Origin of the sequence: Synechococcus sp. MU1625 (assembly GCF_020514205.1) — a bacterium.
Classification (GTDB): Bacteria; Cyanobacteriota; Cyanobacteriia; order PCC-6307; family Cyanobiaceae; genus Parasynechococcus.
The window spans coordinates 993101-1017048 of sequence record NZ_VTLA01000001.1; the positions used below are offsets into that span (position 1 = coordinate 993101).

25 protein-coding genes are annotated in these 23948 nt (G+C 60.5%); 11 read left to right on the forward strand and 14 right to left on the reverse strand.

Annotated elements, in window-relative coordinates:
• The first annotated feature begins 34 nt into the window (after positions 1–34).
• From pyrH to FZX13_RS05800, 3 genes are read left to right on the forward strand one after another with little or no spacing between them, the layout of a single operon-like run.
• Entirely contained in the window at positions 35–748 is a 714-nt protein-coding gene (gene pyrH / locus FZX13_RS05790) for a UMP kinase (protein WP_226408139.1), read from the forward strand.
• A 39-nt stretch (positions 749–787) separates the two neighbouring features.
• The gene (frr, locus tag FZX13_RS05795) at positions 788–1336 is read left to right on the forward strand and encodes a ribosome recycling factor (protein ID WP_226408140.1); all 549 of its coding nucleotides are present in this window, start codon (positions 788–790) and stop codon (positions 1334–1336) included.
• Positions 1333–2478 (forward strand): geranylgeranyl reductase family protein, encoded by a 1146-nt coding sequence (locus FZX13_RS05800; protein ID WP_226408142.1) that lies wholly within the window; start codon positions 1333–1335, stop codon positions 2476–2478. The genes frr and FZX13_RS05800 overlap by 4 nt, the downstream gene beginning before the upstream one ends.
• On the opposite strand, the gene FZX13_RS05805 is transcribed toward FZX13_RS05800, so the two are convergent.
• The 7 genes from FZX13_RS05805 to FZX13_RS05835 form a co-directional block, all read right to left on the reverse strand.
• A complete protein-coding gene (locus FZX13_RS05805; RefSeq protein WP_226408144.1) occupies positions 2475–3953 on the reverse strand; it encodes a deoxyribodipyrimidine photo-lyase in 1479 nt (492 codons plus the stop codon). The two genes, FZX13_RS05800 and FZX13_RS05805, sit on opposite strands and share 4 nt — an antisense overlap.
• A 53-nt stretch (positions 3954–4006) precedes the next feature.
• Complete coding sequence (locus FZX13_RS05810; protein WP_226408146.1) at positions 4007–5395, reverse strand: BCD family MFS transporter; 1389 nt, start codon at positions 5393–5395, stop codon at positions 4007–4009.
• A 58-nt stretch (positions 5396–5453) separates the two neighbouring features.
• A complete protein-coding gene (locus FZX13_RS05815; protein ID WP_226408148.1) occupies positions 5454–5837 on the reverse strand; it encodes a Crp/Fnr family transcriptional regulator in 384 nt (127 codons plus the stop codon).
• Positions 5838–5924: 87 nt separating this feature from the next.
• A complete protein-coding gene (locus tag FZX13_RS05820) occupies positions 5925–7097 on the reverse strand; it encodes a transaldolase (RefSeq protein ID WP_115023950.1) in 1173 nt (390 codons plus the stop codon).
• Between the two features lie 48 nt (positions 7098–7145).
• Positions 7146–8951: a penicillin-binding protein 2 gene (locus FZX13_RS05825; RefSeq protein ID WP_226408150.1), complete on the reverse strand. Its 1806-nt coding sequence runs from the start codon at positions 8949–8951 to the stop codon at positions 7146–7148.
• Positions 8951–9439 carry a hypothetical protein gene (locus FZX13_RS05830; RefSeq protein WP_115023954.1) on the reverse strand — a complete coding sequence of 163 codons (489 nt, stop codon included), beginning with the start codon at positions 9437–9439 and terminating at the stop codon, positions 8951–8953. The genes FZX13_RS05825 and FZX13_RS05830 overlap by 1 nt, the downstream gene beginning before the upstream one ends.
• Positions 9440–9442: 3 nt before the next feature.
• The gene (locus tag FZX13_RS05835; protein WP_226408152.1) at positions 9443–10705 is read right to left on the reverse strand and encodes a CPBP family intramembrane glutamic endopeptidase; all 1263 of its coding nucleotides are present in this window, start codon (positions 10703–10705) and stop codon (positions 9443–9445) included.
• 81 nt (positions 10706–10786) lie between these two features.
• On the opposite strand from FZX13_RS05835, the gene FZX13_RS05840 reads away from it, so the two are divergent.
• Together FZX13_RS05840 and FZX13_RS05845 are read left to right on the forward strand one after the other, a co-directional pair.
• On the forward strand, positions 10787–12115 hold the full coding sequence (locus FZX13_RS05840; RefSeq protein ID WP_115023957.1) for a histidine phosphatase family protein: 1329 nt from the start codon (positions 10787–10789) through the stop codon (positions 12113–12115).
• Positions 12116–12119: 4 nt separating this feature from the next.
• Positions 12120–13385 carry a dihydroorotase gene (locus tag FZX13_RS05845; RefSeq protein ID WP_226408338.1) on the forward strand — a complete coding sequence of 422 codons (1266 nt, stop codon included), beginning with the start codon at positions 12120–12122 and terminating at the stop codon, positions 13383–13385.
• On the opposite strand, the gene lepB is transcribed toward FZX13_RS05845, so the two are convergent.
• The gene (lepB, locus tag FZX13_RS05850; RefSeq protein ID WP_115024334.1) at positions 13375–14040 is read right to left on the reverse strand and encodes a signal peptidase I; all 666 of its coding nucleotides are present in this window, start codon (positions 14038–14040) and stop codon (positions 13375–13377) included. The two genes, FZX13_RS05845 and lepB, sit on opposite strands and share 11 nt — an antisense overlap.
• A gap of 78 nt (positions 14041–14118) precedes the next feature.
• Between lepB and FZX13_RS05855 the strand changes: the two genes are divergently transcribed.
• On the forward strand, positions 14119–15624 hold the full coding sequence (locus FZX13_RS05855; RefSeq protein ID WP_226408153.1) for a hypothetical protein: 1506 nt from the start codon (positions 14119–14121) through the stop codon (positions 15622–15624).
• Here FZX13_RS05855 and FZX13_RS05860 read toward each other — a convergent pair.
• From FZX13_RS05860 to FZX13_RS05875, 4 genes are all read right to left on the reverse strand, one after another.
• Positions 15587–15949, reverse strand: coding sequence for an arsenate reductase family protein (locus FZX13_RS05860; RefSeq protein WP_226408155.1), 363 nt, complete (start codon positions 15947–15949; stop codon positions 15587–15589). The two genes, FZX13_RS05855 and FZX13_RS05860, sit on opposite strands and share 38 nt — an antisense overlap.
• 3 nt (positions 15950–15952) lie before the next feature.
• A complete protein-coding gene (locus FZX13_RS05865; RefSeq protein ID WP_115095124.1) occupies positions 15953–16312 on the reverse strand; it encodes a 2Fe-2S iron-sulfur cluster-binding protein in 360 nt (119 codons plus the stop codon).
• 68 nt (positions 16313–16380) lie between these two features.
• A complete protein-coding gene (locus FZX13_RS05870; RefSeq protein WP_115095123.1) occupies positions 16381–16890 on the reverse strand; it encodes an inorganic diphosphatase in 510 nt (169 codons plus the stop codon).
• A 289-nt stretch (positions 16891–17179) separates the two neighbouring features.
• Positions 17180–17644 (reverse strand): resolvase, encoded by a 465-nt coding sequence (locus FZX13_RS05875; protein WP_370630781.1) that lies wholly within the window; start codon positions 17642–17644, stop codon positions 17180–17182.
• A 147-nt stretch (positions 17645–17791) separates the two neighbouring features.
• Between FZX13_RS05875 and FZX13_RS05880 the strand changes: the two genes are divergently transcribed.
• The 4 genes from FZX13_RS05880 (at position 17792) to FZX13_RS05895 (ending at position 22479) form a co-directional block, all read left to right on the forward strand.
• Positions 17792–19573 carry a proline--tRNA ligase gene (locus tag FZX13_RS05880; RefSeq protein WP_226408159.1) on the forward strand — a complete coding sequence of 594 codons (1782 nt, stop codon included), beginning with the start codon at positions 17792–17794 and terminating at the stop codon, positions 19571–19573.
• A gap of 24 nt (positions 19574–19597) precedes the next feature.
• Entirely contained in the window at positions 19598–20023 is a 426-nt protein-coding gene (psb27, locus tag FZX13_RS05885; protein WP_226408161.1) for a photosystem II protein Psb27, read from the forward strand.
• An 81-nt stretch (positions 20024–20104) separates the two neighbouring features.
• Positions 20105–21424: an adenylosuccinate synthase gene (locus FZX13_RS05890; protein WP_170951252.1), complete on the forward strand. Its 1320-nt coding sequence runs from the start codon at positions 20105–20107 to the stop codon at positions 21422–21424.
• 41 nt (positions 21425–21465) lie between these two features.
• The gene (locus tag FZX13_RS05895) at positions 21466–22479 is read left to right on the forward strand and encodes an adenosine kinase (protein WP_226408163.1); all 1014 of its coding nucleotides are present in this window, start codon (positions 21466–21468) and stop codon (positions 22477–22479) included.
• Here FZX13_RS05895 and cutA read toward each other — a convergent pair.
• Entirely contained in the window at positions 22448–22798 is a 351-nt protein-coding gene (gene cutA / locus FZX13_RS05900; RefSeq protein ID WP_226408165.1) for a divalent-cation tolerance protein CutA, read from the reverse strand. The genes FZX13_RS05895 and cutA overlap by 32 nt on opposite strands.
• Positions 22785–23576, reverse strand: coding sequence for a precorrin-6A/cobalt-precorrin-6A reductase (locus FZX13_RS05905; protein WP_226408340.1), 792 nt, complete (start codon positions 23574–23576; stop codon positions 22785–22787). Before FZX13_RS05905 ends, cutA begins: the two co-directional genes overlap by 14 nt.
• A 29-nt stretch (positions 23577–23605) precedes the next feature.
• On the opposite strand from FZX13_RS05905, the gene FZX13_RS05910 reads away from it, so the two are divergent.
• Positions 23606–23948 (forward strand): single-stranded DNA-binding protein (locus FZX13_RS05910; RefSeq protein ID WP_226408167.1); only part of this gene is annotated, 343 nt, incomplete at its 3' end.

Below are 23948 nucleotides of genomic sequence, written 5' to 3' on the forward strand. Positions count from 1 at the left end.
GTGCTTGCTACTGTCAGAAGGATCTGGACCGTTGATGACCTACACACGCGTCCTGCTGAAACTCAGCGGCGAAGCTCTGATGGGATCTCAGGGCTACGGAATTGACCCCGCCATTGTTCAGTCAATCGCCTCCGACGTTGCCAAGGTGGTTGCCAATGGCACTCAGCTAGCCATTGTCGTGGGCGGTGGAAACATTTTCCGCGGGCTGAAGGGTTCTGCAGCAGGCATGGAACGGGCCACAGCCGACTACGTCGGCATGCTGGCCACTGTGATGAATGCCATCACCCTCCAAGACGGCCTGGAGAGAGCCGGCGTGCCCACCCGGGTGCAGACCGCCATTGCCATGCAAGAAGTGGCGGAGCCCTACATCCGCCGTAAAGCCATCCGGCACCTGGAAAAAAACCGGGTGGTGGTGTTCGGCGCCGGATGCGGCAATCCTTTCTTCACCACCGATACCACCGCCGCCCTCAGGGCTGCTGAGATCAACGCCGATGTGGTGTTCAAAGCCACCAAAGTGGATGGGGTCTACGACAAAGACCCTGCCAAGCATTCCGACGCCGTTAAACACGAGCACCTCAACTATCAGGATGTGCTCAGCGGAGAACTGGGCGTGATGGACAGCACAGCCATCGCTCTCTGCAAAGACAACAACATCCCGATTGTTGTTTTCAACCTGTTCGAACCTGGCAACATCGGCAGAGCCGTGGCCGGGGAACCGATCGGGTCCCGCATCGGCGCCCCCGCCTGACAACGCACCCAAGCACGCACGCCTCCACCCTCAGCAACCATGTCGACCCAGGACCTCGAAGCCAGCATGCGCAAGTCGTTGGAGGCCACCCAGCGCAACTTCAACACCATTCGCACCGGCCGGGCCAATTCCTCGCTTCTGGATCGAATCAGCGTGGAGTACTACGGCGCCGAAACACCGCTGAAATCGCTAGCCACCCTGTCGACCCCAGATTCACAGACGATCCAGATCCAACCCTTCGACATCAGCGCCCTCGCCTCGATCGAGAAAGCGATCGCCATGAGTGAGCTGGGCTTTACCCCCAACAACGACGGCAAGATCATCCGCATCAACGTGCCACCCCTGACAGAGGAACGCCGCAAGGAGTTCTGCAAGCTGGCATCCAAGTACGCCGAGGAAGGCAAAGTAGCCCTGCGCAACCTGCGCCGCGACGCGATCGACAAAATCAAGAAGCAAGAGAAGGAGGGCGACTTCTCCGAAGATCAGAGCCGCGACGAGCAAGACAGCGTTCAGAAAACGCTCGACAAGTTCATTGCTGAACTCGAGAAGCACCTGGCCACCAAGGAAGCCGACATCCTCAAGGTGTGAGCAACGGAGTGGATCGGACCCGCGATGTTCTGATCATCGGGTCCGGTGCAGCCGGTGGTGCCGCAGCGGCCCATCTAGCGGCAGCCGGTCACGACGTACTCGTGCTGGAACGCGATGCTGAGCCTCGGATCAAACCCTGCGGTGGTGGCATGGCCGCTTCGGTGCAGGAGTGGTTCCCATTTTCCCTGGAACCCGCAGTGGAACAGGTGATCCGCCGCGTTGACTTCAGTTGGTGTCTGAAAGATCCGGTGGTGGCCGAGTTGCCGGGGGATGCGCCGTTCTGGATCGTGCGCCGCGAAACGCTGGATCAACTACTCGCGGATCAGGCGATTCAGGCTGGAGCCGAACGGCTTGCCGGGGTTGCCGTGAACGGCATCGACCGCAATGGAGACGTGTGGGACATAACGGCAACCGATGGTCGCCGTTGGCAAAGCCGGGCCGTAGTGATCGCCGATGGTTCTGGCTCGCCCTGGCCCCAACGGCTCGGTCTTGGTGCCAAACAGCCCCAGATGGCCACCACCATGTCAGTACGACTGGAGGGCCAAGGGCAGCTCAGCAATGGCACCACCCGCTTTGAATTCGGCCTAGTGAAACAGGGCTTTGCCTGGGCCTTCCCTCTCGCTGGCGGGGTGAACATCGGCGTGGGCAGCTTCATCGGCAGGCAGGACGCTGACCCAGAGCAGGTGCTGGCTCAGTTGCTGCCGGATCTGGGCTTCGCTGCCGATGCTGGCATTCGTCAGCGCGGGCAACTGCGGGTGTGGAACGGCCATCACCGTCTGGACGGCAACGGCATCGTTGTGGTGGGCGATGCGGCATCCCTGTGCGATCCCTTTCTGGCCGAGGGGTTACGGCCTGCCCTGATGAGTGGCTGCGAAGCAGCACGGCATCTGAGCCGTTGGCTCAACGGGAAGAGCAGCGATCTGCGGGGCTACAGCCGCGCCATGCGGGAACGCTGGGGGGAGTCGATGGCCTGGGGTCGGCGCATTGCCCAAGTGTTTTATCGCTTTCCCGGTGTCGGGTATCAGCTGGGGATCAAACGGCCCACCGCACCGCAACGGATTGCTCAAATACTCTCCGGGGAGATGGGCTATGGAGACATCGCCCAGCGGGTGATCAAACGACTGCTGCTGCAGCGCAACTAGAGACCGAGGCTGAGCTGCTGGCTGCCGTTGTCAGGTTGCTGAGGTTTGCGCCGGCGGCGGGTGGTTACCGGTTTTAAGCCGGCCTTGCGGGAGCCATGCTTACGCTGAATCGCATCGGCATGGCGCTCAAAACCGGCCGATCGACGAATCTCCCAGATCCGGTCTTTGGCCTGCTGCATCGATTCAGTCACATCAACAATCGGGGCCGGCCGACCGCCGCCGAGCATCCAGGGCTCATGGATGTGAATCGTGGGCACGTCCTTGAGTTCAGGACACCACTGACGGATGAACACCCCCTGCGGATCGTGGTCCATGCCCTGCTTGATCGGGTTGTAGATCCGAATCGTGTTGATCGAGGTGCTGCCCGACTGCATCTGACACTGGCTCCAGTGGATGCCGGGCTCGTAATCGACAAACTGGCGCGCCAGGTGCAGGCCACTGTCCCTCCAGGGCAGCCAGAGGTTGTAGCTGGCGAACGACATCAACATCGCCCGCATGCGGAAGTTGATCCAGCCATGGGCCTGTAAGGCGCGCATGCAGGCATCCACAAAGGGAACACCGGTGCGGCCTTCACTCCAGGCCGACAAGCGCTCCGCATCCGCCTTGCGAATGCCCCGCATGAACGGATGGAAATCGCTGAATTCAATCGCCGGCTGATCCTCAAGCTTCTGAATGAAATGGCAGTGCCAGTGCAACCGTGATTCAAAGCTGCTGACACCGCGACCGCTATGGCTGCGGCTGGTCTGCAACACCTCCCGCATCGAGAGACAACCCCAAGTGAGATAGGCCGACAGGCGTGAACAGCCCGTGAACGCCGTGTTGGGGCTAGACATCGCCCGTTGATAGCGCGGCGCTCGGTGCTGCATAAAATCGCGCAATTCCCCCAGGCCGATCGAACGCCCTCCGGTTTGCCGCTTCGGGCAAACATCAACCGGCAGCTCGCGGCAGGGCCGCTCTGGGATCTCGCCGGGAGCGATGCCCTCCAGTGGTTGCAACGTGGCCGGAGCTGCAGTGATGGACTCCGCCATCTGCGCCTCCCACCGCTTGGCCCAGCCATTGCGAGTGCTCATCCGGCGCGTCACCCCAAACTGCGGTATTTCGCACCAGGCGATGCTGTGCTGACGGGCCCAGCCCCCCACACGTTTGTCGCGCTGATAAGTCCAGCCGTTGCCGGTTTCCTCATGGCTCCACAGCCCATCGATACCGAACTGGCGCCGGGCACGCTCCAGCACCTGCACCACATCGCCTGCCCGCACCACCAATGGCTGCCCCAGATCAGCCAGAGCCTCACGCAGCTCCAGAAGCGACTCCCGGCAAAAAAGCCACTGCCGCTCGGAGACATCGGGCTGTTGCCATAACTCCGGCTCGACCACATACAACGGCAGCACCGGACCACGCTCAGAGGCCGCCGCCAAGGGCTTGTGATCAACGCTGCGCAGATCACGCTTGAACCAAACGATCTGCAGCGCTGCCATTCACTGCAATTCAAGGAAGCCGTTTCTAGTGGATCCGGCCCTTCATCCAACGTTCAATCCACCGCCATCTCCATCACGTCGCTGAAGCGAGTTTTCACCGTGTTGCGGAAACAGACCACATCCAAACGGCGCGTCATCAATGCGGCTCCCAGGAAACAGACCATCTGCAGGGCAAACACACCGCTGTAAGCACCGAACAGATCCCCGCCATTCCAGGCTTGGAACAAGGTGAGCAGCCCGCCTCCACTGATGGTGGCCAGGCCGCAGGAATAGGCATAGCCCGCACCCCAAATTCCCAAGAGGAGCCCAGTACGTCCGGGTTGCACAAAACTGAACATCAGGGTGAGGCAGGCATTCATGCACACCCCAAGCGACAAACCAAACAAAGCAACAGCAGCCCGCAACAGGGGGATCGACTGCTCAGCCCCGGCCCACAACATCAGCATCAAGGCAAAAGCGGCCAGCACCGCACCCACCCGGGCGGTGCGGATGTTGCCGACCCGCTCAATCAACCAGAAGCCACTGAGCGCCAGGCCGCCGAAGAAGCCCAGTGCGATCAACACATTCAGCGATGTGGTGGCGCAGACACTCATGCCAAAGACAGCGGCGCCGTAGGGCTCCAGCACCGCATCGTTGAGGAACATGCTGAAGGTGAACAGGCAGAGCACGCCGAGGAAACGACCGGCCTGGGGGATGGACCGCAGTTTCAAGAGCACTTGGGGCAAGGCCAACCGCTGGGGAACATCGGGTGGCTCCGCCCCCACAGACGCCATCAAGCCTGTGATGCGGCGTTCCACGCCGAACACCGACGCCACCCCCAGCCCCAGCAACACCAACGGCGTCACCACCGACAACCGCTGCAGTCCAGCCAGAACAGCGGTGCGGCTGGGATCGGCCGCGCAGGCACTGCCGAACACCTGATTCACCAGAACACTGCCCAGCAACACCCCCATAAGACGCATCCCCCACACCACCGACAGCACCCTCGGCCGCTCGGCTTCCGTGGTGCGATCAGCGATCAAGGCCGAAAACGCTGTTCCACCAGCGGCAATGGCCGTGCCAATCGCCACAAACACGAGGATCAGCAGGCCAATCAGCAGCCCATTGAGCTCACCGCCGGAGGCCTCCATGCTGGTGGCCAACCGCAGCACCAGCTGACAGGCCAAACCGAACAACAAGGCAATCGCCAACGAGCTGATAATGATGAAAGGGGTGCGACGCAGCCGGCTGGGGGGGATGCGATCGGAGCGATGGCCGAACCAGGCGCGGGTGAACCCCATCAGCTGCTGACCACCTACGGCCAAGGCCGCCAGCACCGCCGGCAACTGGATGTCTTGAATCAGGAGACGGTTCAGCAGGCCAAGGATCTGGACACCAAGAATCCCAAGACTGAGCTGGAACAAGCCCAGTTGCAAAGCCAGACGCAGGGGATGGCTTTGCAACAAGCAATACAAAAACTCGCAGGATTATGCCCTTTTCGCATAAAAAGCGACCAGGGCCTCAGGCCTCGGCCAACTTGATGTCTCGCAAACGGGCATCGATCGACGCGAGAAGCTGCACCGCAAACATCGGCGTCTCCTGAACCGCAAACAGAAACTTGTCGCGGTTCATGGCAATCAGCCGGCAATCACTGGTGGCCGTGGCTGTGCTCAGACGCTCATGGTCCTCCATCACGAGGGCACCTGCGCCAAAAACATGGCCAACAGGGATGTCTTCATGCCCTTCATGGCCTGTCGAATCGATCCAGGTGAGACGCACGGATCCTTCCAGTAACCCATACATGCAGGTTCCGGTTTCCCCCGTGCGAAACAGAATCTGCCCCTGCTTCAGATGGATTACTTCGGCCTTGCTTGCCAAAGCGCGCATGGTGTCGAGCGCATGCATTGGAATGAATCGTTGACCGAAAAATCAAACGTGAATGAAAGGAGAAGCGAGGCTCGCTTCTCCTCAGCAACAGATCAGACGACGGACTCAGACGGAGGTCAGTGCCAGAGCAGCACCAAAGCCTTGGCGCACGTCTTCCTGGGAGATCAAACCATCATGATCTTGATCCAGCGCATCGAAGATGGCATCACTACCAAGCCATTCATCGCGGGTAATCGACCCATCACCGTTCATGTCGTTGAGCATGAAGATCTCGGAGACAGCGTGGCGGAAGGCGGAGCCACCCTCCAGTTCCGCAAGACGATGGGCCAGCTGATGCTCCAGGGTTTCAATCGCCTTACTGAAACCTTTGATGCCCTCAGTGAGTTTGTCGGTGGCCATCCGGTCGTCATGCATCAACGCATCGAACTTGGCGCGATCAACGTGGATCTTGTCCTCACCCCCGCTGGAATGGGCCGCATCCAACTTCTGGGTTAGGGCTGCATCACTTTCGCGGAGCTGATCCAGCAACTTGGGTGAAATCGTGAGCAGATCACAACCGGCCAGCTCCGTGATCTCATCGATGTTGCGGAAGCTCGCCCCCATCACCTCCGTGCTGTAGCCGTGGGTCTTGTAGTAGTTAAAAATCCGAGTCACAGAAATCACCCCGGGATCTTCCGGCCCGGGGTAGGAATCGCGCCCGGTTTCAGCCTTGTACCAATCCAGGATGCGCCCGACGAAGGGGGAAATCAGGGTGACGCCAGCTTCAGCGCAGGCCACCGCCTGCCCAAAGCCAAACAGCAAGGTGAGATTGCAGTGAATCCCCTCTTTTTCCAGCACCTCGGCAGCTTTGATGCCTTCCCAGGTGGAGGCGATTTTGATCAAAACGCGATCGTTGCTGATGCCGGCATCGTTGTACAAACGAATCAACTTGCGCCCTTTTTCAATCGTGGCGTCGGTATCGAAACTCAAGCGAGCATCCACCTCCGTTGACACACGACGGGGAACGATCTTGAGAATCTCCTTACCGAAGATCACACTGATTTCATCCAGGGCTTCCCGCACCACGTCTTCCACCGGTGCATCGCTGCCCATCAGCTTGCGCGACGACCGCAAAGCCTCATCAATCAGGCTCTGATAGGCCGGAATCTGGGCGGCCGCAAGGATTAGTGACGGGTTGGTGGTGGCATCCCGAGGGGTGAACTTACGGATCGCCTCCAGATCACCCGTGTCGGCAACGACCACGGTCATTTGTGAAAGCTGATCGAGCAGGCTGGCCATGATGTACGACGGCTCTATACCCGTAACGTAGCGGCGCTTTTTGATGCGTCAGCTGTTCAAAAGCTTGTTCAATTCAGCAGGTTTTGAGGGTGCAATGCGCTCCACAACCAACAGGGCATCAATGATTTGTTTGGCGACCGGAACGGCCACGGTGGATCCATAGGCGTTTTCACCTTGGGGCTCATCCACCACAACAAACACCACATAACGGGGATCCTCAATCGGCAAGGTCGCCACAAAACTGCAGATTTTCGCGCCTGGGAGATAAATCCCATTCAGGGCTTTTTGGGCCGTCCCTGTTTTGCCACCAATCCGATACCCGGGTGTTTTCACACCTTTGCCACTACCAAGATCCACCACCGACTCCATCCACTGGAGCACCGTGCGAGTGACCTCTGGCTTCAGCAGCTGCTGACCACTCGGTGCCGCCGCCGGAGCCAAAGCATCACCCGAGCGAAATCCGCGAGTGATATGAGGGCTGATCAACTTGCCGCCGTTGGCCAACATCGCGTGAAGCTGCACCAGCTTGAGCGGAGTGAGTGAAAAACCCTGGCCAAATGCCGTTGTGGCCGGCTCAATCGGTTGGCTAGTGAACTGCTGCTTGCTCTTGAGTTGGCCGGCCACCGCACCAGGGAGGTCGGTGTCAGGACGCTGATTGATACCGAGACGCTGCATCCAGTTCCAGTAGGCGTCATCGTTAAGACGGCGCATGGCCTGGACCATGCCGACATTGCTCGACACCTGCAGCACGGTGGCGAAATCCACCAGGCCATTGGCCCGCTTGTCGTGGTTAAAAATCGGCCAACCACCAATGGTGAGCTGGCCGACGTCATTCACCCGATCCGTCGGCTCGATGGCGCCATCCTGGAGCGCCAGAGCCAGATTGATCGGCTTGAACGTTGATCCCGGTTCGTAGAGATCCTGAACGGACCATTCCCGAAACCGCCCGGTGGGGAAATCCCAGTAACGATTGGGGTCATACGTGGGTGTCGATGCCAGCACCAACAGCTCACCATTGGTGGCATCCATCACGATCGCGGCGCCCTTTTGCGCTTTCCACTTCGTGACCTGCTCAGCCAGGGCGGTCATAGCCACCTGCTGGAGCCTGGAATCCAGCGTCAACTGCAAACGCAAGTCGTCGCCGTAGAAGGCCCCCGGGGCGAGATTGGCCGGCAAAGGGGTGCCATCGGCTCCTCGACGGAGATATCGGGTCTGCTCATGACGGGCCAGATCGCCATCACGGCTCTGCTCAAGGCCCGCTTGGGGTTGCCGCTCAGCATTGAGGAAACCGACCACATTGGCGAACAACGATGCCTGGGGATAAACGCGCTGGGGATAGGGCTCCAGATCCAGGCCACTGATTCCGAGAGCACCGATGCGATCAGCGGTCTCAGGAGCAAGCTCTTCGGCAAGTTTGATCCCGGATGCCTGCGTTCCCATCGCTTCTAAAAGCTCGGAAGCGGGGCGGGCCAACGGATCAGCCAACACTGCCGCGACATCCTCAACAGGGCGGACAGCATTGGGGGCATCTCCAGGCATGTTGAAGTAACGGGGATGGGCCCAAAGCCGAAATCGCTTTTCATCCATGGCGACCAGGCGGCCAGTGCGATCGACGATCGGACGCCGCTGCCCCAGAGGCTGGGTGCGCTGCGTCTGCAGTTGACGGGCACGCTGCTCCAAGGCTGGAGCTTGCACCAACTGCAGCCATGCCATGCGACCGATCAGGCCCAGCAGCCCTGCCGCCAAAATCCAGAAAATGATCAACAACCGCTTCGGCGGAACCTGCGTCAGAGGAACAACCCGTGCGCGGGAACGTCGCGAACGAACAGGTCGACCCCCTGACAACCGCGTCATCAGTACCCCGACCGAATGGGCTGATCTCCCAGCTCCTGAAACGAAACCATCGGAGAGGGAGTGGTCGGCTGGAGCGAATGCAGAGCGGGGCGATCGAGATGCACCAGGTTGGCCACCTGGGTGGGCACAAGAGTGTTCGGTTGTTGGGAACGTTGCAGCAGGTGCTGTTCCATGACAGCAGTTGATTCCGTCAATCGGTGCGCCTGGGTGTTGGTCGCCTCCAGAAGGCGGAAAGCCAGGGTCCAGCGATGCTGCCAGTGCAACGTCAGGCCCGCCAGAACAGCAACCGCCGCGATCAACCCCAGCAGAGTGCCGTCCATCAAGCGATGGAGTCCCCCCAGGAGAGGGGATCGTCGTGCAATCCGTCCAGAGGACAGGGACCCTTGAATCAGCTCAAAAGCTGTGGTCGATGCACGCTGTTCCGGAGCGGCAACCACCGGGATCACAGGCGAATAGGCCAGTGAACCACCTGTGGAAAGGCGGGGCAAGGCTCAGAGCAGCAACAGATTCAGGAACGTGACTGCATTCCAAAGGCCATGCATCAGCACTGACGGCCACAGCCGTCCGCTGCGGAGCCGCACCAACCCCAGCCCAACCCCGAGCACGGTGAGGGGTGCCAGCTCTCCAACACTGATATGGGCCATGGCAAACAACAGGCCACTGAGCAAGACACCCGCAAGGGGGCCAAGCCGGGCTGCCAGAACTGGGAGCAGAGCACCGCGAAAAATGGTCTCTTCGAACAGCGGAGCCAGCACAACGGCTGTCAGAGCGAGCAAGCCGAGAGCAATCGGATCATGGCTGCCCAGCACCAACTCCAGCAGCGGGTTGCTCCCCCCTGGATCCCCCACCAAGCGCACGAGCAACCATCCCGTGAGCATCACCAGGGGGGTCACCATCAACCAACCCGCCACTGCATCCAGCAGAGCGGAGAGCAAAGGCCGCAGCCGCCACTGCATCCAGCCCGATGGTGGCGCACTCTGCTTCGGCAGGGCCCGCAACTGCCGCCAGAGGATCAGCAGGCTTGGCAGAGCCATCACGCCGTAGTTGATCACCACGCCCACGGCTTCACGGCGGGGACTGGCAAGCCCGGCCGTGAGTGCACCGACCAAGGGGAACGCCACCAATGGGACGCCAACGGCACTGATGACGACAAAGCCTCCCGCCACCAGCAGGGCCATATCGATCAAAGTCAGGTCCGGCCCCTGAACCGCTGGCCAGGCCATCAGACGGCCCCGCACCAACCGCCAGGCCTGGCCGATCAGCAGCAGACCACCGATCAGGGCGGTCACCAGGGGCAGCACCGTGCTGAACGCCAAACGCAACGCCGCTTGGCCCGCCGCTGCACCATCAATGCAGAGCCCCGGATCAGACGCGCTGACTTCGCACAGCAGCTGCTGGAGCAGGGGATCTTCGGGTTCGCTTTCACGGTCTGCAGAGGCAGGAGTCTGGCCCTGCAAGAGCAGGAGCATCCGTTGCTGCCGCTCACTGCGATCCTCGGATGAGATCCCCTCCAGGGCTTTGAGCAGCGCATCCCGTGGCGACTCCCCCAGCAAGGCTTCTCTCAACGAGGACGGCACCGCTGGCTCGGCCAGGAGCGTCAGCTCCTGCTGCTGAAGGCTCAGGGCCGGAGCCACCGATGGTCTGGACAAACTGTCAACCAAGCCCGACAGCCAGATAAAACCGGCCATGGCCAAGGATAGGGCCGCCAGAAGCCCCTTCCAGCGCGGGGAAACCGGTCGTGGAGAACTGGGCACCAGCTGGCGTCAACTCCCCACGATTGTCCCCCCGAAAGGCCGCTTCCATACGATGGCCGCGCCCTGACGCTGAGCTGAACCGTGCCCCTTCGTCTTCTTTTGGTCCGCCACGGTCTCAGCAGTTTCAACAAGGAGCGGCGCATCCAGGGTCGGGATGATCTTTCGAACCTCAGTGATGAGGGTCATGAACAGGCAAGGGCCCTGGGCCGCTCGCTGCAGGAGGTGAGCTTCCACGCCATCTACAGCTCGCCGTTGCAACGGGCTGCCGCCACAACCGCAAGCCTGCTGGAGGCTCATGCCGGTCAGGCACCGGATGTTCTGCTCGATGACGGCCTGCTGGAAGTGGATCTAGAACCCTGGTCCGGGCAAACCATCGATGAGCTCATCGAAGGGTCACCAGAGGCTTACAGCATCTGGAAACAGCAACCGATGAGGTTGGAACTTCAACGTCGGGACGGTTCGTCTTACAAGCCCCTGGCGGAGCTAATGGAGCAGGCGCGTGGATTCATCACCAACCTGCTGCAGCGCCATCCCGTCGATGGCAATGACACGGTGCTGGTGGTGGCCCACAACGCCATCCTGCGCTGCCTGATGCTGGTGTTGCTGGGAGAACCAGACAATGGTTTTCGACGGCTCCGCGTCGACAACACCTCCCTCTCGATCTTCAACCTCCATCCCGGCGTTGATCGCCCCCAGGTGCAGATCGAATGCCTGAACAGCACCACACACCTGCAACCTCTGCCGGAGAAGGGCAAGAACGCCAGGCTGATCCTGGTGCGGCACGGCGAGACCGACTGGAACAAGGCAGGCCGCTTCCAGGGACAAATCGACATTCCGCTTAACAGCAACGGTCGCCGTCAAGCCGCGGCCGCCCGTGATTTCCTCAAAGACATCCCCATCGATCGGGCCTGGAGCAGCACCCTGTCGCGGCCAACGGAAACAGCCCAGATCATTCTCGAGGCGCATCCCGATGTGCCCCTGACCCAGATCGATGGACTGGTGGAGATCGGACACGGACTGTGGGAAGGCAAGCTCGAATCCGAGATCAGAGACGGCTGGTCGGAGCTGCTGGACACCTGGAAGCGTGCTCCAGAAACCGTGCAGATGCCTGAGGGGGAAACCATCCAGGACGTGTGGGCCCGTTCCGTCCGGAGCTGGGGAGAGATCGCTGGTGAGCTGAAGCCTGAGGAAACGGTGCTGGTGGTGGCCCACGACGCCGTCAACAAGACGATTCTGTGCGACCTGCTTGGCCTAACTCCAGCCGACATCTGGGCCGTCAAACAGGGCAACGGTGGCGTCACGGTGGTCGACATTGCCGCCGATCCAGGCCAGCCTGCAGTGGTGACCTGCCTCAACCTCACCTCCCATTTCGGAAGCGTGATTGACCGAACGGCAGCAGGCGCTCTCTGACGTCATGAACGACACCTTGCTGCTGGATCCGGTGCGCATCCTGCGTGGCCCCGGACACACGGTTCAGCTCGGTGCAGTTCTGATCGATCAGGGGGTGCTGGTCGGCTTTGACGACGACGCCCGGCAGCAGGCCCTGGGCCTGGGCATCAAGGCCAGCCCAGCACCGGATCAACTGGTCGCCCCCTGCCTGGTTGATCCCCATTCCATCCTTGAGACCCCCTTCAGTGGGGACCAGGAAACAGCCGTGAGCCTGCGGCACTGTGCCGCCGCAGGGGGCTACGGCCAAATTGCCCTGCTTCCCCGCAGCAACAACTGGCGCGATTGCCCGGAGCAGCTCCAGGGATTCAGCCTCGATCAGGATCAAGCAGCAACAGTTCGCCTGCACCTTTGGGGAGGCTTCAGCCGCGGCGGCAAGGCAGATGAACTTGCCCCCCATGGCGATCTGCTCGAACACGGTGCCATCGGGCTGGCAGACGATGTCGCCATGGTTCCAACCCCGTTGCTGGAACGGGGACTGCTGCTCGGAGAGATGGGGGGATGCCCAGTGCTCGTGGCACCCCGGGATCCCTCTCTGCAGGGGGAGGGTCTGGTGCGGGAAGGCGTGGAAACACTGCGGGCCGGATGGCCAGCGGATCCGATCACCAGCGAGACCCTTCCGCTCAGCCAGTTGCTGTTGCTGCATCAACGCCATCCGGAACGACAACTGCGACTCATGAATCTGTCCACGGCAGCAGCGGTTGTTCAACTCGCCAGCTGCGAGTTCCCTCCCCTGAGCAGCGTGAGCTGGTGGCATCTCCTGAACGACCGCAGCATGCTGGCCAACAGCGACCCTGGCTGGCGCGTCTGCCCCTCCCTCGGGGGTCCGGAGGATCGTGACCAGTTGATCCAGGCCGTTCAACAGCGAATCATTACTGCCGTGGCTGTCCACGCTGTACCTCTGGATGCCGAGGACATGCTGTTGCCGGGTGACCAGCGTCCGGCAGGCCTCAGCGGCCACCATCTGGTGCTGCCAGCGCTTTGGAATGCTCTGGTGCAATCGGGCCGCTGGACCGTTGAAGATCTTTGGCAAGCCCTCAGCTTTGGGCCGTCGGCCCTGATCGATCAGCCCCCTGAACAGCTCGAGCAGGGCAGCCGGCGCTGGCTGCTGTTCGATCCCGAGCAACGCTGGTCAGTCGAGAAAAGCACGCCTGGAGCTCCGCGCGCTGCCAACATTCCCTGGCTGGGACGTGAACTTCAGGGCAGTGTTGTGGCCTGCGGACTCAGTTGCTGAGCGGACCGATCCGCGCAGGCGGCCAGAAGCGGAAGACAGCACGCCCGATGATCTGATCGTCGGGCAGGAACGGCCCCCCGGGCCAACGACGTGCATCCTGGCTGTTGCGACGGTTGTCACCCAAAACGACAACGTTGCCTTCGGGCACGACGGCATACAGACCTTTGCAGCCGATCATTCCATCCCGATCCGAGCAGAAGTTGGTGACGTAAGGCTCTTTGAAGGCTGTGCCGTTGATGCTCACAGCGCCGCGACTGTTGACCTCAACAACATCGCCAGGAACACCGACCACCCGTTTAATCCAGGCCTCACATTCCGGGTAGCGCTGCACCAGGACGCGATCGACAACCCAACTGATGCCTGGGAAGGTGACGATGCCGCACTTCAGTGGATTCGGTTGCCCCGACTCCAGTTTCCAGACGGGATCAAACGCACTTGGGGAATTGAACACGACGATCTCACCACGCTGGGGAGGGCGGGACCGATACGAAAGTTTCTCAACGATCAACTTGTCGCCAACCTGCAGGCCAGGAAGCATCGATCCCGATGGGATATAACGCGCTTCAAAGGCGAATTGCCGAAGCAAGAGATACAGCGAGACCGTGAACAGAAACGGGGCCCAGAACTCCCAAATCGCGCTCACTCTGCCCTTCACATCAGAAGGCCCTTTCTCCGCGTTCAATGTGGGCAGGCTCAATCTTTCGACCCACGATAGGGGGAGCCTGCAGGCCCCATGATCCGTCCACGCTGGCAAGCACTCAAGCCCCATCGAGGCCTGCTCAGCTGGCGCCGGTGGGACCAGGCCATTGCCGTCATCGCCGCAATCAATCTCAGCTGGGTCGCTCTTGATCTCACCTACATCCCCCTGCGCACGTTCTGGCTTCAACGCAATCTTTATCCGGTCCCATCACTGCCCCTGGTGGTCCCTCTGCCCTGGCTGCCGGACATCACCCCACTTCTGGACCCCTTAAAGGGCATCGAACCCCATCGCGACACAGAGGCTTATCTCAAGGCATATAGCGCCTTGGATCAAGCACTCCTGAAAAACGGTTCGCGCACACCTGAAAGCAGCGATCTGCTGAAGCAGCAGGCGGCTCTAACCACGGGGCTGATGGACAGCAACCCGTTCATCAGTTCAGGCAATGCCGGTGCGCTTGAGAAATTCAAGAACCGACTCCGAGCACGTACCGGCCTGGAATCAGCTCGCGCATCGGCCAACCTTCTACTGAGCCCCGAGCATCTCGAGCAATCCCCCTGGAGCCAGGAGCGTCAGTTCTGGAGCCAGCAGATCGTGCCCCTGGTGGAAAGCAATTACTGGCGAAGCATCGACGAAAACGGACGACCCAGCGATCTGAGCTGGCGCATCGACACTCCGTTTCAACTCCTGTTCCTCCTCGACATCCTTCTGCGGACCCTGCGCCTGAAACAGCGCTACCCCGCGATCCGCTGGCGCGACGCCCTGTTACGTCGCTGGATCGACCTGCCACTGCTGCTTCCATTTGCGCGCTGGCTCAGGGTGATCCCTGTCACAGAGCGCCTTTGCGGAGCAGGGCTGCTGCAATTGGAACCTCTTCGTGCAGTCATCAGCCGCGGCGTGGTGGCCCTGTTAGCCGTGGAGCTATTCGAGGTCATCGCGATCCGACTCGTCGACACCCTCCAGCAATTGATCCGATCTCCGCAACTGCCGGAGAGGGTGCGCGGACTGTGCAGTTACCAAAGCAGTGATCTGAATAATGAGCGGGAGGTGGTCGAGTTGCTGCGGTTATGGCTGCCACTGCTGCTGACCCGTGTTGGCCCAGCCATGCGCCCGCAACTGCAAGCCTTGATCGGCCATCTGGTGCAGCAGAGTTTGGACCGCAACGTGGTGCCTGACGCCTTGCGGCGGCTCCCCGGACTGCAAAACGCCGAATCGGAATTCAGCCGCCAGATGGCGGAAAGCATGGTGACCTCAGTCCTCGACCTCTCGAAGGGAGCCGGCAACCGCATCGGTCAGCGCGACCATGTCCTCGAATCCCTGGGATCAGAGGCCCTCGATCGGCTGTGGGAGGAACTTGCACACATGCTTGAACATGGCCCTGTACTGACTCGAAGTCAGGATTTGCTCGTGGCCTTGCTGGAAGACATCAAACGCTCGAGCTTCCGTCAGATCCGTGACCAGGGAGATGTCGATGCCCTGATCAGCGAATTGGATGGATTGAATTTCAGCCCTGGAGCGTCGATTCCCAGAGATCAGGCTTAAAGCCGATCAGAAACGTGGAGGAATCCACCACCACAAACGGACGTTTGATCAGTTTCCCATCGGCAGCCAGAGCATCGAGAGCCTCGTCATCGGTGAGGGCCTTCACTGATGCAGCTCCCATGGCTCGATAGCTCTGGCCACTGGTGTTGAACAACAGCTTCCGCTCACCAAAAAATTGATAAGCCGCCGAGAGCAGCTCCCTGGAGGGTGGGTTCAGGGTGATGTCATGCACGTCATGGGCGATTCCTCGCTCAGACAGCCATGCCAACGCCTTCCGACAGGTGCTGCAGCGGTTGTAGCTGTAGACCTGGAGAATCCCCGCCAAGATTCAGCGGCCAAACAGGGATTTGATCGCACCAACGAGGCTGTTGGAGCCGCGGCCAACACCTTCGGCTGGACGGGTGCGAACCGTCACATCACCGTTCACGGTGGTGCGGCAGCTCAAGCGGAAGTTCGCAGGCCGGTCAGCCAGGTACACCTCTTCGACGTCGCTGCGGGGCGAAAGATTGCCCTGACCTTCGATCACCTCCATCACACAGGTGCCGCACTGACCAACGCCACTGCAGTTGTTGAGGTTGTTGAGGCTCTTGTAGGGGTTGATGCCTGCATCAAGTGCAGCTTTTCGCAGATTCGCGCCCTCGATGCAGCCAACCTGCTGGTCTTCCTGCTCGAATCGGATGGTGGGCACAGTTTCGGCGAATCTCAGTGCGCACCAACTTACAAGCAACTGGCCAAATCAAGCGGACCTTTCTGAGATCAGTTGGCCGCGCTGATACAAGAATCCAGTAATGGCTGGACCGCATCGATGTCACGCCAACCATCAATCGACACAACTCCTCCTTGCAGCGTGCGGTAAGTCCTGAAAAATTCAGCGACCTCCTCAAGCTGTGATGCCGCAATCTGGCGAATGCTACGGATCTCGTCTTGACGGGGATCCGCATCGGGAACACACAAGATCTTCCCGTCGTAGACGTCCAGGTCATACAGATCCAAAACCCCGATAGGGCGGGCCTTGATCAGACAGCCAGCAAAAGTGGGCTCGGCCATGATGACCATGGCATCCAGGGGAGATCCGTCATCCGCCTGCGTGTTGGGAATGAAGCCGTAGTCGAAGGGGTAGCGCACCGAAGAGTGCATCACCCTGTCGAGCACCATGACGCCAGCCTCAGCCAGATATTCGTATTTATTTCTGCTTCCTGCCGGAATCTCCACGATGAGATTCACCAATCCTTGCGAAGGAGACGGGGGGAGCTGATGGAGATCCATTCCGATGCGAGGCGGTTGGGATCAGTCGCGGAGAGGAGAACGTTCGATCCGTAATCACAGCCACAAGAGGAGCGCTGAAGCTGACAACAGCAATCAGCAGTCCAGTTACGGCCGTCAAAGAGGCGCTACGACTAAACGGCTCATCCGTCTCGGACGACGCGATGGCGTCATCGCCAGACGGGAGGAAAGCATCTGAGGCCATAGAACGGGGAGTCACAAGGACTCCCTCTTCTCATCACAACGTTGATCACTTCATTCTGTCACTGCCCAAAGACAGATGCAGGGATCATTAAGCAGCAGGACGATCTTGCTGGTCGAGACGTGCGCTTAGGTCAGAAGGTGGCTGCACGCTGCCTTCGAGATGGGTGCGAATCAGACGGAGCTCTTCAAGGATTGATCCCAGAATCTGCTGCGTCGCCGTTGACGGAGAGTTCAGCACCTCAACAGTGACTTCCTTGATGCGCAGAACATCCTTGGCGAAGCGTGCAACTTCGTTGGGATGGAACATCAGCGCATCTTTCTGATCGCTGCGGTACTCCGGATTCAGCTTGCGAGGGTTAAAGGGAGGATTGAGGTTGCGAGGGTCTGTGTTGGTGTAGCGGTAGACCGATGCGCGAGAACGATTGAGAGATTTCTGAACGTCGTCGATTCCCACCAAGGCCTCAGCTTGCGCGGAAGCTTGGGCTGAATCCATGGAAAGTTCTGCCTGTTGTTGAACGTGTGACGCCACAGACTCAACGGACCGAGGAAACATGAGACGGGCCTAGGACAGGCTGGAATGAGCTGGACGGTAGCAGCCGAGACTCAGGGCGCACAGTGGAATCCCAGCAAAACGGACACTTCTGCGATCGGCATGCTTCCGGAGCGGTGATAGCTTCCAAATCTCGTTTTCTTGCGATCGATGCGCGTCTCCCGCCTGCTGCTGGTGACGCTTCGGGATGTTCCCGCCGAAGCGGAGATCACCTCGCATCAGTTGCTTCTGCGTGCTGGGTACATCCGTCGCATTGGATCAGGGATTTACGCCTATCTACCCCTGATGTGGAGGGTGCTTCAAAAAATCACAGCCGTGGTGCGTGAGGAGATGAACCGCGCCGGCGCCCAGGAGACCCTGCTTCCACAGCTGCACCCTGCAGAGCTCTGGCAGAAAAGCGGTCGCTGGCAGGGCTACACAGCTGGCGAGGGCATCATGTTTCACCTCGAAGACCGGCAAGGCAGAGAGCTGGGGCTTGGACCAACCCACGAAGAAGTCATCACGAACCTCGCAGGTGAGCTGTTGAGGTCGTACCGGCAGCTTCCGGTGAACCTTTATCAAATCCAGACCAAATTCCGAGACGAGATCCGTCCTCGCTTCGGTCTGATGCGAGGTCGCGAATTCATCATGAAGGACGCCTACTCCTTCCATGCCAGCGAAGCGGACCTTCGCGAGACCTACGGGTTGATGGATCAGGCCTATCGCCGCATTTTTGAACGGTGCGGACTCGCTGCCGTCCCCGTCGATGCCGACAGCGGGGCGATCGGAGGTGCAGCCTCCCAGGAGTTCATGGTGACGGCGGATGCCGGGGAAGACCTGATCCTGATCAGCGATGACGGGCAATACGCGGCCAATCAGGAGAAGGCTGTTTCGATTGCCCCAGAGGCATCGCCCCTACCCGAAGGCCCTGAGGAGTGCATCCCGACCCCTGGTTTGGGGAGCATCGAGAGCCTCTGCGACGCCAAAGGCTGGGATCCAAGCCAAGTGGTGAAGGTGCTGCTTTTTGTGGCGGCCTTGGACGACGACACACTCCAACCCCTGCTGGTCAGCCTTCGTGGTGACCAGGACCTGAACCCCACCAAAGTCGTCAACGCCGTTAGCGGCATCCTCGGCAAGGGCGTCCTCGATTGCCGGCCGATCACGCCAGACGATCAAAACCGCCAAGACATCAATCCCATCCCCTTCGGATCCATCGGGCCTGACTTGTCCGATGACGTCCTGCAGGGAGCCAAGACCTGGGAGCCAGCCTTCCTGCGTCTGGCAGACGAAACAGCCATTGAATTGGGTCGTTTTATTTGTGGAGCGAATACGCCAGATCAGCACCGTTTCAACACCAGCTGGGCCGCCCTCAAGCAACAGCCAACAAGGTTGGATCTACGCAATGCACGGGCGGGCGACGCCTGTCGACACAACGCGGAATCACGGCTGACTGAAAAACGTGGCATCGAAGTCGGCCACATTTTTCAGTTGGGCCGTAAGTATTCCGAAGCCATGGAAAGTCGGTTCACCAACGAGAACGGCAAGACCGAACCGTTCTGGATGGGTTGCTATGGAATCGGCGTTTCCAGGCTGGCGCAGGCTGCTGTCGAACAGCATCACGATGACGGTGGCATCTGCTGGCCAACCACAATCGCTCCCTACGAAGCGATTGTGGTCGTCGCCAACATTCAGGACGCGACCCAGGCCCAACTGGGGGAAACGCTCTATGAAGAACTTCAGCAGGCAGGGGTCGACGTACTCATCGACGACCGAAAGGAACGAGCGGGCGTCAAATTCAAAGACGCGGATTTGATCGGTATTCCCTGGCGGATCGTGGTGGGACGCGACGCAACCGATGGCGTCGTTGAGCTGGTTCGCCGCAGCAACCGAGAGGTGCAGAAGCTTCCCCACGCAGAGGCCTTGTCTTGCCTGATCAAGGCACTCCACCCCTAAAGTCAACAGATTCTCAAGGGTTTCATGCTCTCCGCACTGACACGCCTGCTTCGCCCCTTGAGCCGGGCTGCCGTAGCGCTCGGCCTGGGCTTATGCCTTTTTCTAACGGCCTGCAGTGGTGATGCTGAAGCCCGTTTGAGCGGCAATTACGTGGAAGACACCGTGGCGGTCTCCCGCACGTTGAGAACGGTGATCGACCTGCCCCAGGACGATCCAACCCACGCCGAAGCCGAAGCGGATGCTCGGACACTGATCAACGACTACATGTCCCGCTACCGGCCTCAGCCGCGCGTGAACGGACTCAGCTCCTTCACAACCATGCAGACCGCACTGAACTCTCTGGCGGGTCACTACACCTCGTATGCCAACCGTCCCCTTCCTGAGGCACTCCATGACCGGATCGCCAAGGAACTCAGCAAAGCCGAGAAGTCTGTAGTTAGGGGCAGCTGAGTCCCTGGACACACGCTTTGACGAGGCCACCCGAGATCTGAGATACTCGCGGATTGTGCAGATCTGCGGCTTCGGGCCGCCGTGTTCTTGGCCAACGTTGTCGTCATCGGAGCGCAGTGGGGTGACGAGGGAAAAGGAAAGATCACCGATCTCCTCAGCCGCTCCGCAGATGTGGTGGTGCGCTATCAGGGTGGTGTGAATGCAGGCCACACGATCGTCGTTGACGAACGTGTCCTGAAATTGCACCTCATTCCCTCTGGAATCCTCTATCCCGACACGATCTGCCTGATTGGGTCAGGAACGGTCGTGGATCCCAAGGTGATGCTTGGTGAGCTCGACATGCTCATCGCCAATGACATCGATATTTCGGGCCTGCGATTGGCATCCACGGCTCACGTGACGATGCCTTACCACCGCCTGCTCGATCAGGCCATGGAGAAGCAACGCGGAGCGCGTCGGATCGGAACAACTGGCCGCGGAATCGGCCCCACCTACGCGGACAAGTCGCAGCGCAGCGGCATCCGCGTGATCGACCTGCTGGACGAACAACGGCTTAGGGAACGCCTTGAGGGGCCTCTGAAGGAAAAGAACGAACTTCTTGAAACCATCTACGGCGTTGCTCCTTTGAATGCCGAGGATGTCATCAAGGAATATCTGGAATACGGGAAGCGCCTCGCACCCCACGTTGTGGAATGCACCCAAGCCATTCACCAGGCTGCCAGGGATCGCAAAAACATCCTGTTCGAAGGAGCCCAGGGCACGCTGTTGGACCTCGACCATGGCACTTACCCCTACGTCACCTCGTCCAATCCCGTCTCCGGAGGGGCCTGCATCGGTGCTGGCGTCGGTCCGACTCTGATTGACCGTGTTATTGGCGTCGCCAAGGCCTACACCACCCGCGTGGGTGAGGGCCCGTTCCCCACGGAACTGAGCGGAAGCCTGAATGATCAGCTCACCGAACGCGGTGGGGAATTCGGAACCACCACGGGCCGGCGGCGGCGCTGCGGCTGGTTTGACGGGGTGATCGGTCGCTATGCCGTGCAGGTGAACGGCTTGGACTGTCTGGCCGTGACCAAACTGGATGTTCTGGATGAACTCGACGAGATCCAGGTTTGCGTGGCTTATGAGCTCAACGGCGAGCGGATCGAGCACTTCCCGAGCAGTGCCGAGGACTTCGCCCAGTGCAAACCCATCTTCAAAACACTGCCTGGCTGGCAATGCTCAACCGAGGAATGCCGCAGTCTTGAGGATCTCCCCAAACCGGCCATGGATTATCTGCGCTTCCTCGCGGATTTGATGGAAGTGCCGATCGCCATCGTCTCCCTTGGTGCCAGCCGTGATCAGACCATCGTTGTAGAAGATCCGATCCATGGCCCGAAACGCGCGTTGTTGAGCGCCTGAGCCTCTGAGGTTCATACTTCGGTGCTGTCTTCACAGCACCGATGTCGCCTGAGACCCGTTTCCCCAGCACCTGCAATCTCGATGTCGTTGGCATCGGCAACGCGATCGTGGATGTTCTGGTCCAGACGGACGACAGCTTCATCTCTGACAACGGCCTCCAGAAAGGAGGCATGGCGTTAATCAATGAGCAACAGGCCGAGACCCTCTACAAGGCGAGCGGTCCTGGCCTTGAGACCTCCGGTGGATCTGTCGCCAACACCATGGTCGGGATCGCCCAGCTCGGCGGTCGCGCTGGTTTTATCGGTCGTGTCCGTGACGACCAACTCGGCACCATTTTCAGCCACGACATCAGAGCCGTTGGTGCACGCTTTGAAACCCCAGCGGCCACTAGCGGAGCCACAACAGCGCGCTGCCTGATTTACGTCACGCCCGACGCGGAGCGGACCATGTGCACCTTCCTGGGAGCCTCCACCCAGCTGGAGCCGGAGGATCTCGATCTTTCGATGGTCAAGCAGGCCAAAGTGCTCTATCTGGAGGGGTACCTCTGGGACAGCCCAGCCGCCAAGCGAGCCTTTATCGCCGCCGCAGAAGCCTGCCGAGAATCAGGAGGACAGGTGGCCCTCTCCCTATCGGATGGCTTCTGCGTGGATCGGCACAGGGAGAGTTTCCTCGAGCTGGTCAATGGCCATGTGGATGTGCTGTTCGCCAACGATGTCGAGATTCAGTCGCTCTACGAAACCGAGGATTTCGATCAGGCCCTCGACCGGGTCCGCGGCTGCTGCTCGGTCATCGCGATCACCCGTGGAGCTCAGGGATCCGTCGTGCTGAGTGGAGACCAACGCTGGGATATTGGCATCTTCGGCCTGGGCGACCTGGTGGACACCACAGGAGCAGGCGACCTCTATGCCGGGGGATTCCTACATGCCTTCACCCAGGGCGAATCCCTCGAACGCTGTGGTCAGCTTGGTGCTCTCTGCGCTGGTCAAATCGTGACGCAACTGGGGGCACGCTCCCAGGTCTCCCTCAAGCAGCTGGCGGCGACGCATCTGCACTGAGCTCAGCCAGGGCCCAAGCCCCATAGGCCGGTGAAGCGGTCACCGGCCAGCTCAACCACTCGGGTGTGTCGTAGCTGTGCAGTTCTGACACAGCCAAGCGAAGCGCCTCCAGATGTTGGGCGGAGGTCTTCATCAGCAGTTGGACCTCATGGGAATGCTCCAGGGCCCCCTCCCAGCGGTAGAAAGACTGAACGGGGTGAATGGAGACACACGCCACCAGATGGCGCTCCAGCAAGACCTCAGCCAGCTGTTGGGCGCGCTCGGCGTTCGCTTCCGTGGTGAGGGCAAGCACCAGCCCACACGCTTCAATCTCGCTCAAGCCGATCCAAAAGGCTGCTCACATCCTCGACACAAGCCATGCCATCGGGGGGGGACGGACGGCGCAACAGCACCAAGTTCAGCCCCAGCTCTGTTGTGAGTTGATGCCAGAGCTGTTCCGTCACACCACCAGACTGGCGGCACAGCACCACACCGATGCCCCAGCGTTGGCAGAGGGACCGCTCGATCGCCCCCGGCACCTCCCCCTGCAGGGGACGCACCACGGCGAGGTGATCCGGGGGCAAACCCGCCCGCAGGGCTGCGCGCAATCCATCAGGTGACGGAAGCGCACGGCCATAGGGGATGGCTCCAGCGCGGCGTATAGCAGCAGCCATCGCCGGAAGATGGCGACCCCCAATAGCCAGCAGCAGGTGCTGGCCCTGGAGCGGCTGCAGTGCCAATGCCTCGGCATCAGCCACGAGGGAGGCAGCTCCAAGCGGTTCGCGGCGACGCTCATAACGCAGCAGCGGTTGGCCCACCGCAGCACAGGCGGTGACCAGGGAATGGCTGATCTGAGCTGCAAAGGGATGCGTGGCATCCACCACCCAACGGAAAGGTCCGGCCTGATGCAGGGCGGCAATGATTCCGCCAACCCCTTGCAGGGCACCGATCGAGATCCGCTCCAGCGGCAGTCCCGCGTAAGCCTTCGCCGCACTTGAGGTCACCACGCTCACGCTCACACGCCAGTTGAAGCGGGAGAGCTCCTGCACCAAGCGCGGGCCCTCACCAGTTCCAGCCAGCAACAGGACACGACGCTGGTCATTCGCGGGCCCTTGCATCAGGATGTGCGCCGACACCAGCTCAAGCCATGAACCATTGCGTGCTCGAAGTGGAGGTGATCGACGCACCGACGGTTCGATACACCCAAGACAACCAGACTCCCATTGCGGAGATGGCCGTGCGCTTTGACCCCCTGCGGGAGGGTGATCCGCCAGGCGAATTGAAGGTGGTTGGCTGGGGCAACCTGGCCCAGGAGCTACAGAACCGTGTGCAGACAGGGCAGCGGCTGCTGATTGAAGGCCGGCTGCGGATGAACACCATGCCCCGGGGCGATGGCATGAAGGAGAAACGGGCTGAATTCACTCTGGCTCGGCTCCATCCGATCGGCGCTGCAGCCACTGGTGCTCCCCCCACCGGCAACCCCTCAGCCC

Coding starts and splice junctions, on each gene's coding strand:
- pyrH (WP_226408139.1), top strand. CDS start 35: ATGACCTACACACGCGTCCTGCTGAAACTCAGCGGCGAAGCTCTGATG.
- frr (WP_226408140.1), top strand. CDS start 788: ATGTCGACCCAGGACCTCGAAGCCAGCATGCGCAAGTCGTTGGAGGCC.
- FZX13_RS05805 (WP_226408144.1), bottom strand. CDS start 3,953: ATGGCAGCGCTGCAGATCGTTTGGTTCAAGCGTGATCTGCGCAGCGTT.
- FZX13_RS05815 (WP_226408148.1), bottom strand. CDS start 5,837: ATGCATGCGCTCGACACCATGCGCGCTTTGGCAAGCAAGGCCGAAGTA.
- FZX13_RS05820 (WP_115023950.1), bottom strand. CDS start 7,097: ATGGCCAGCCTGCTCGATCAGCTTTCACAAATGACCGTGGTCGTTGCC.
- FZX13_RS05825 (WP_226408150.1), bottom strand. CDS start 8,951: ATGACGCGGTTGTCAGGGGGTCGACCTGTTCGTTCGCGACGTTCCCGC.
- FZX13_RS05845 (WP_226408338.1), top strand. CDS start 12,120: ATGAACGACACCTTGCTGCTGGATCCGGTGCGCATCCTGCGTGGCCCC.
- FZX13_RS05855 (WP_226408153.1), top strand. CDS start 14,119: ATGATCCGTCCACGCTGGCAAGCACTCAAGCCCCATCGAGGCCTGCTC.
- FZX13_RS05870 (WP_115095123.1), bottom strand. CDS start 16,890: ATGGATCTCCATCAGCTCCCCCCGTCTCCTTCGCAAGGATTGGTGAAT.
- FZX13_RS05875 (WP_370630781.1), bottom strand. CDS start 17,644: ATGTTTCCTCGGTCCGTTGAGTCTGTGGCGTCACACGTTCAACAACAG.
- FZX13_RS05880 (WP_226408159.1), top strand. CDS start 17,792: ATGCGCGTCTCCCGCCTGCTGCTGGTGACGCTTCGGGATGTTCCCGCC.
- psb27 (WP_226408161.1), top strand. CDS start 19,598: ATGCTCTCCGCACTGACACGCCTGCTTCGCCCCTTGAGCCGGGCTGCC.
- FZX13_RS05895 (WP_226408163.1), top strand. CDS start 21,466: ATGTCGCCTGAGACCCGTTTCCCCAGCACCTGCAATCTCGATGTCGTT.
- FZX13_RS05905 (WP_226408340.1), bottom strand. CDS start 23,576: ATGCAAGGGCCCGCGAATGACCAGCGTCGTGTCCTGTTGCTGGCTGGA.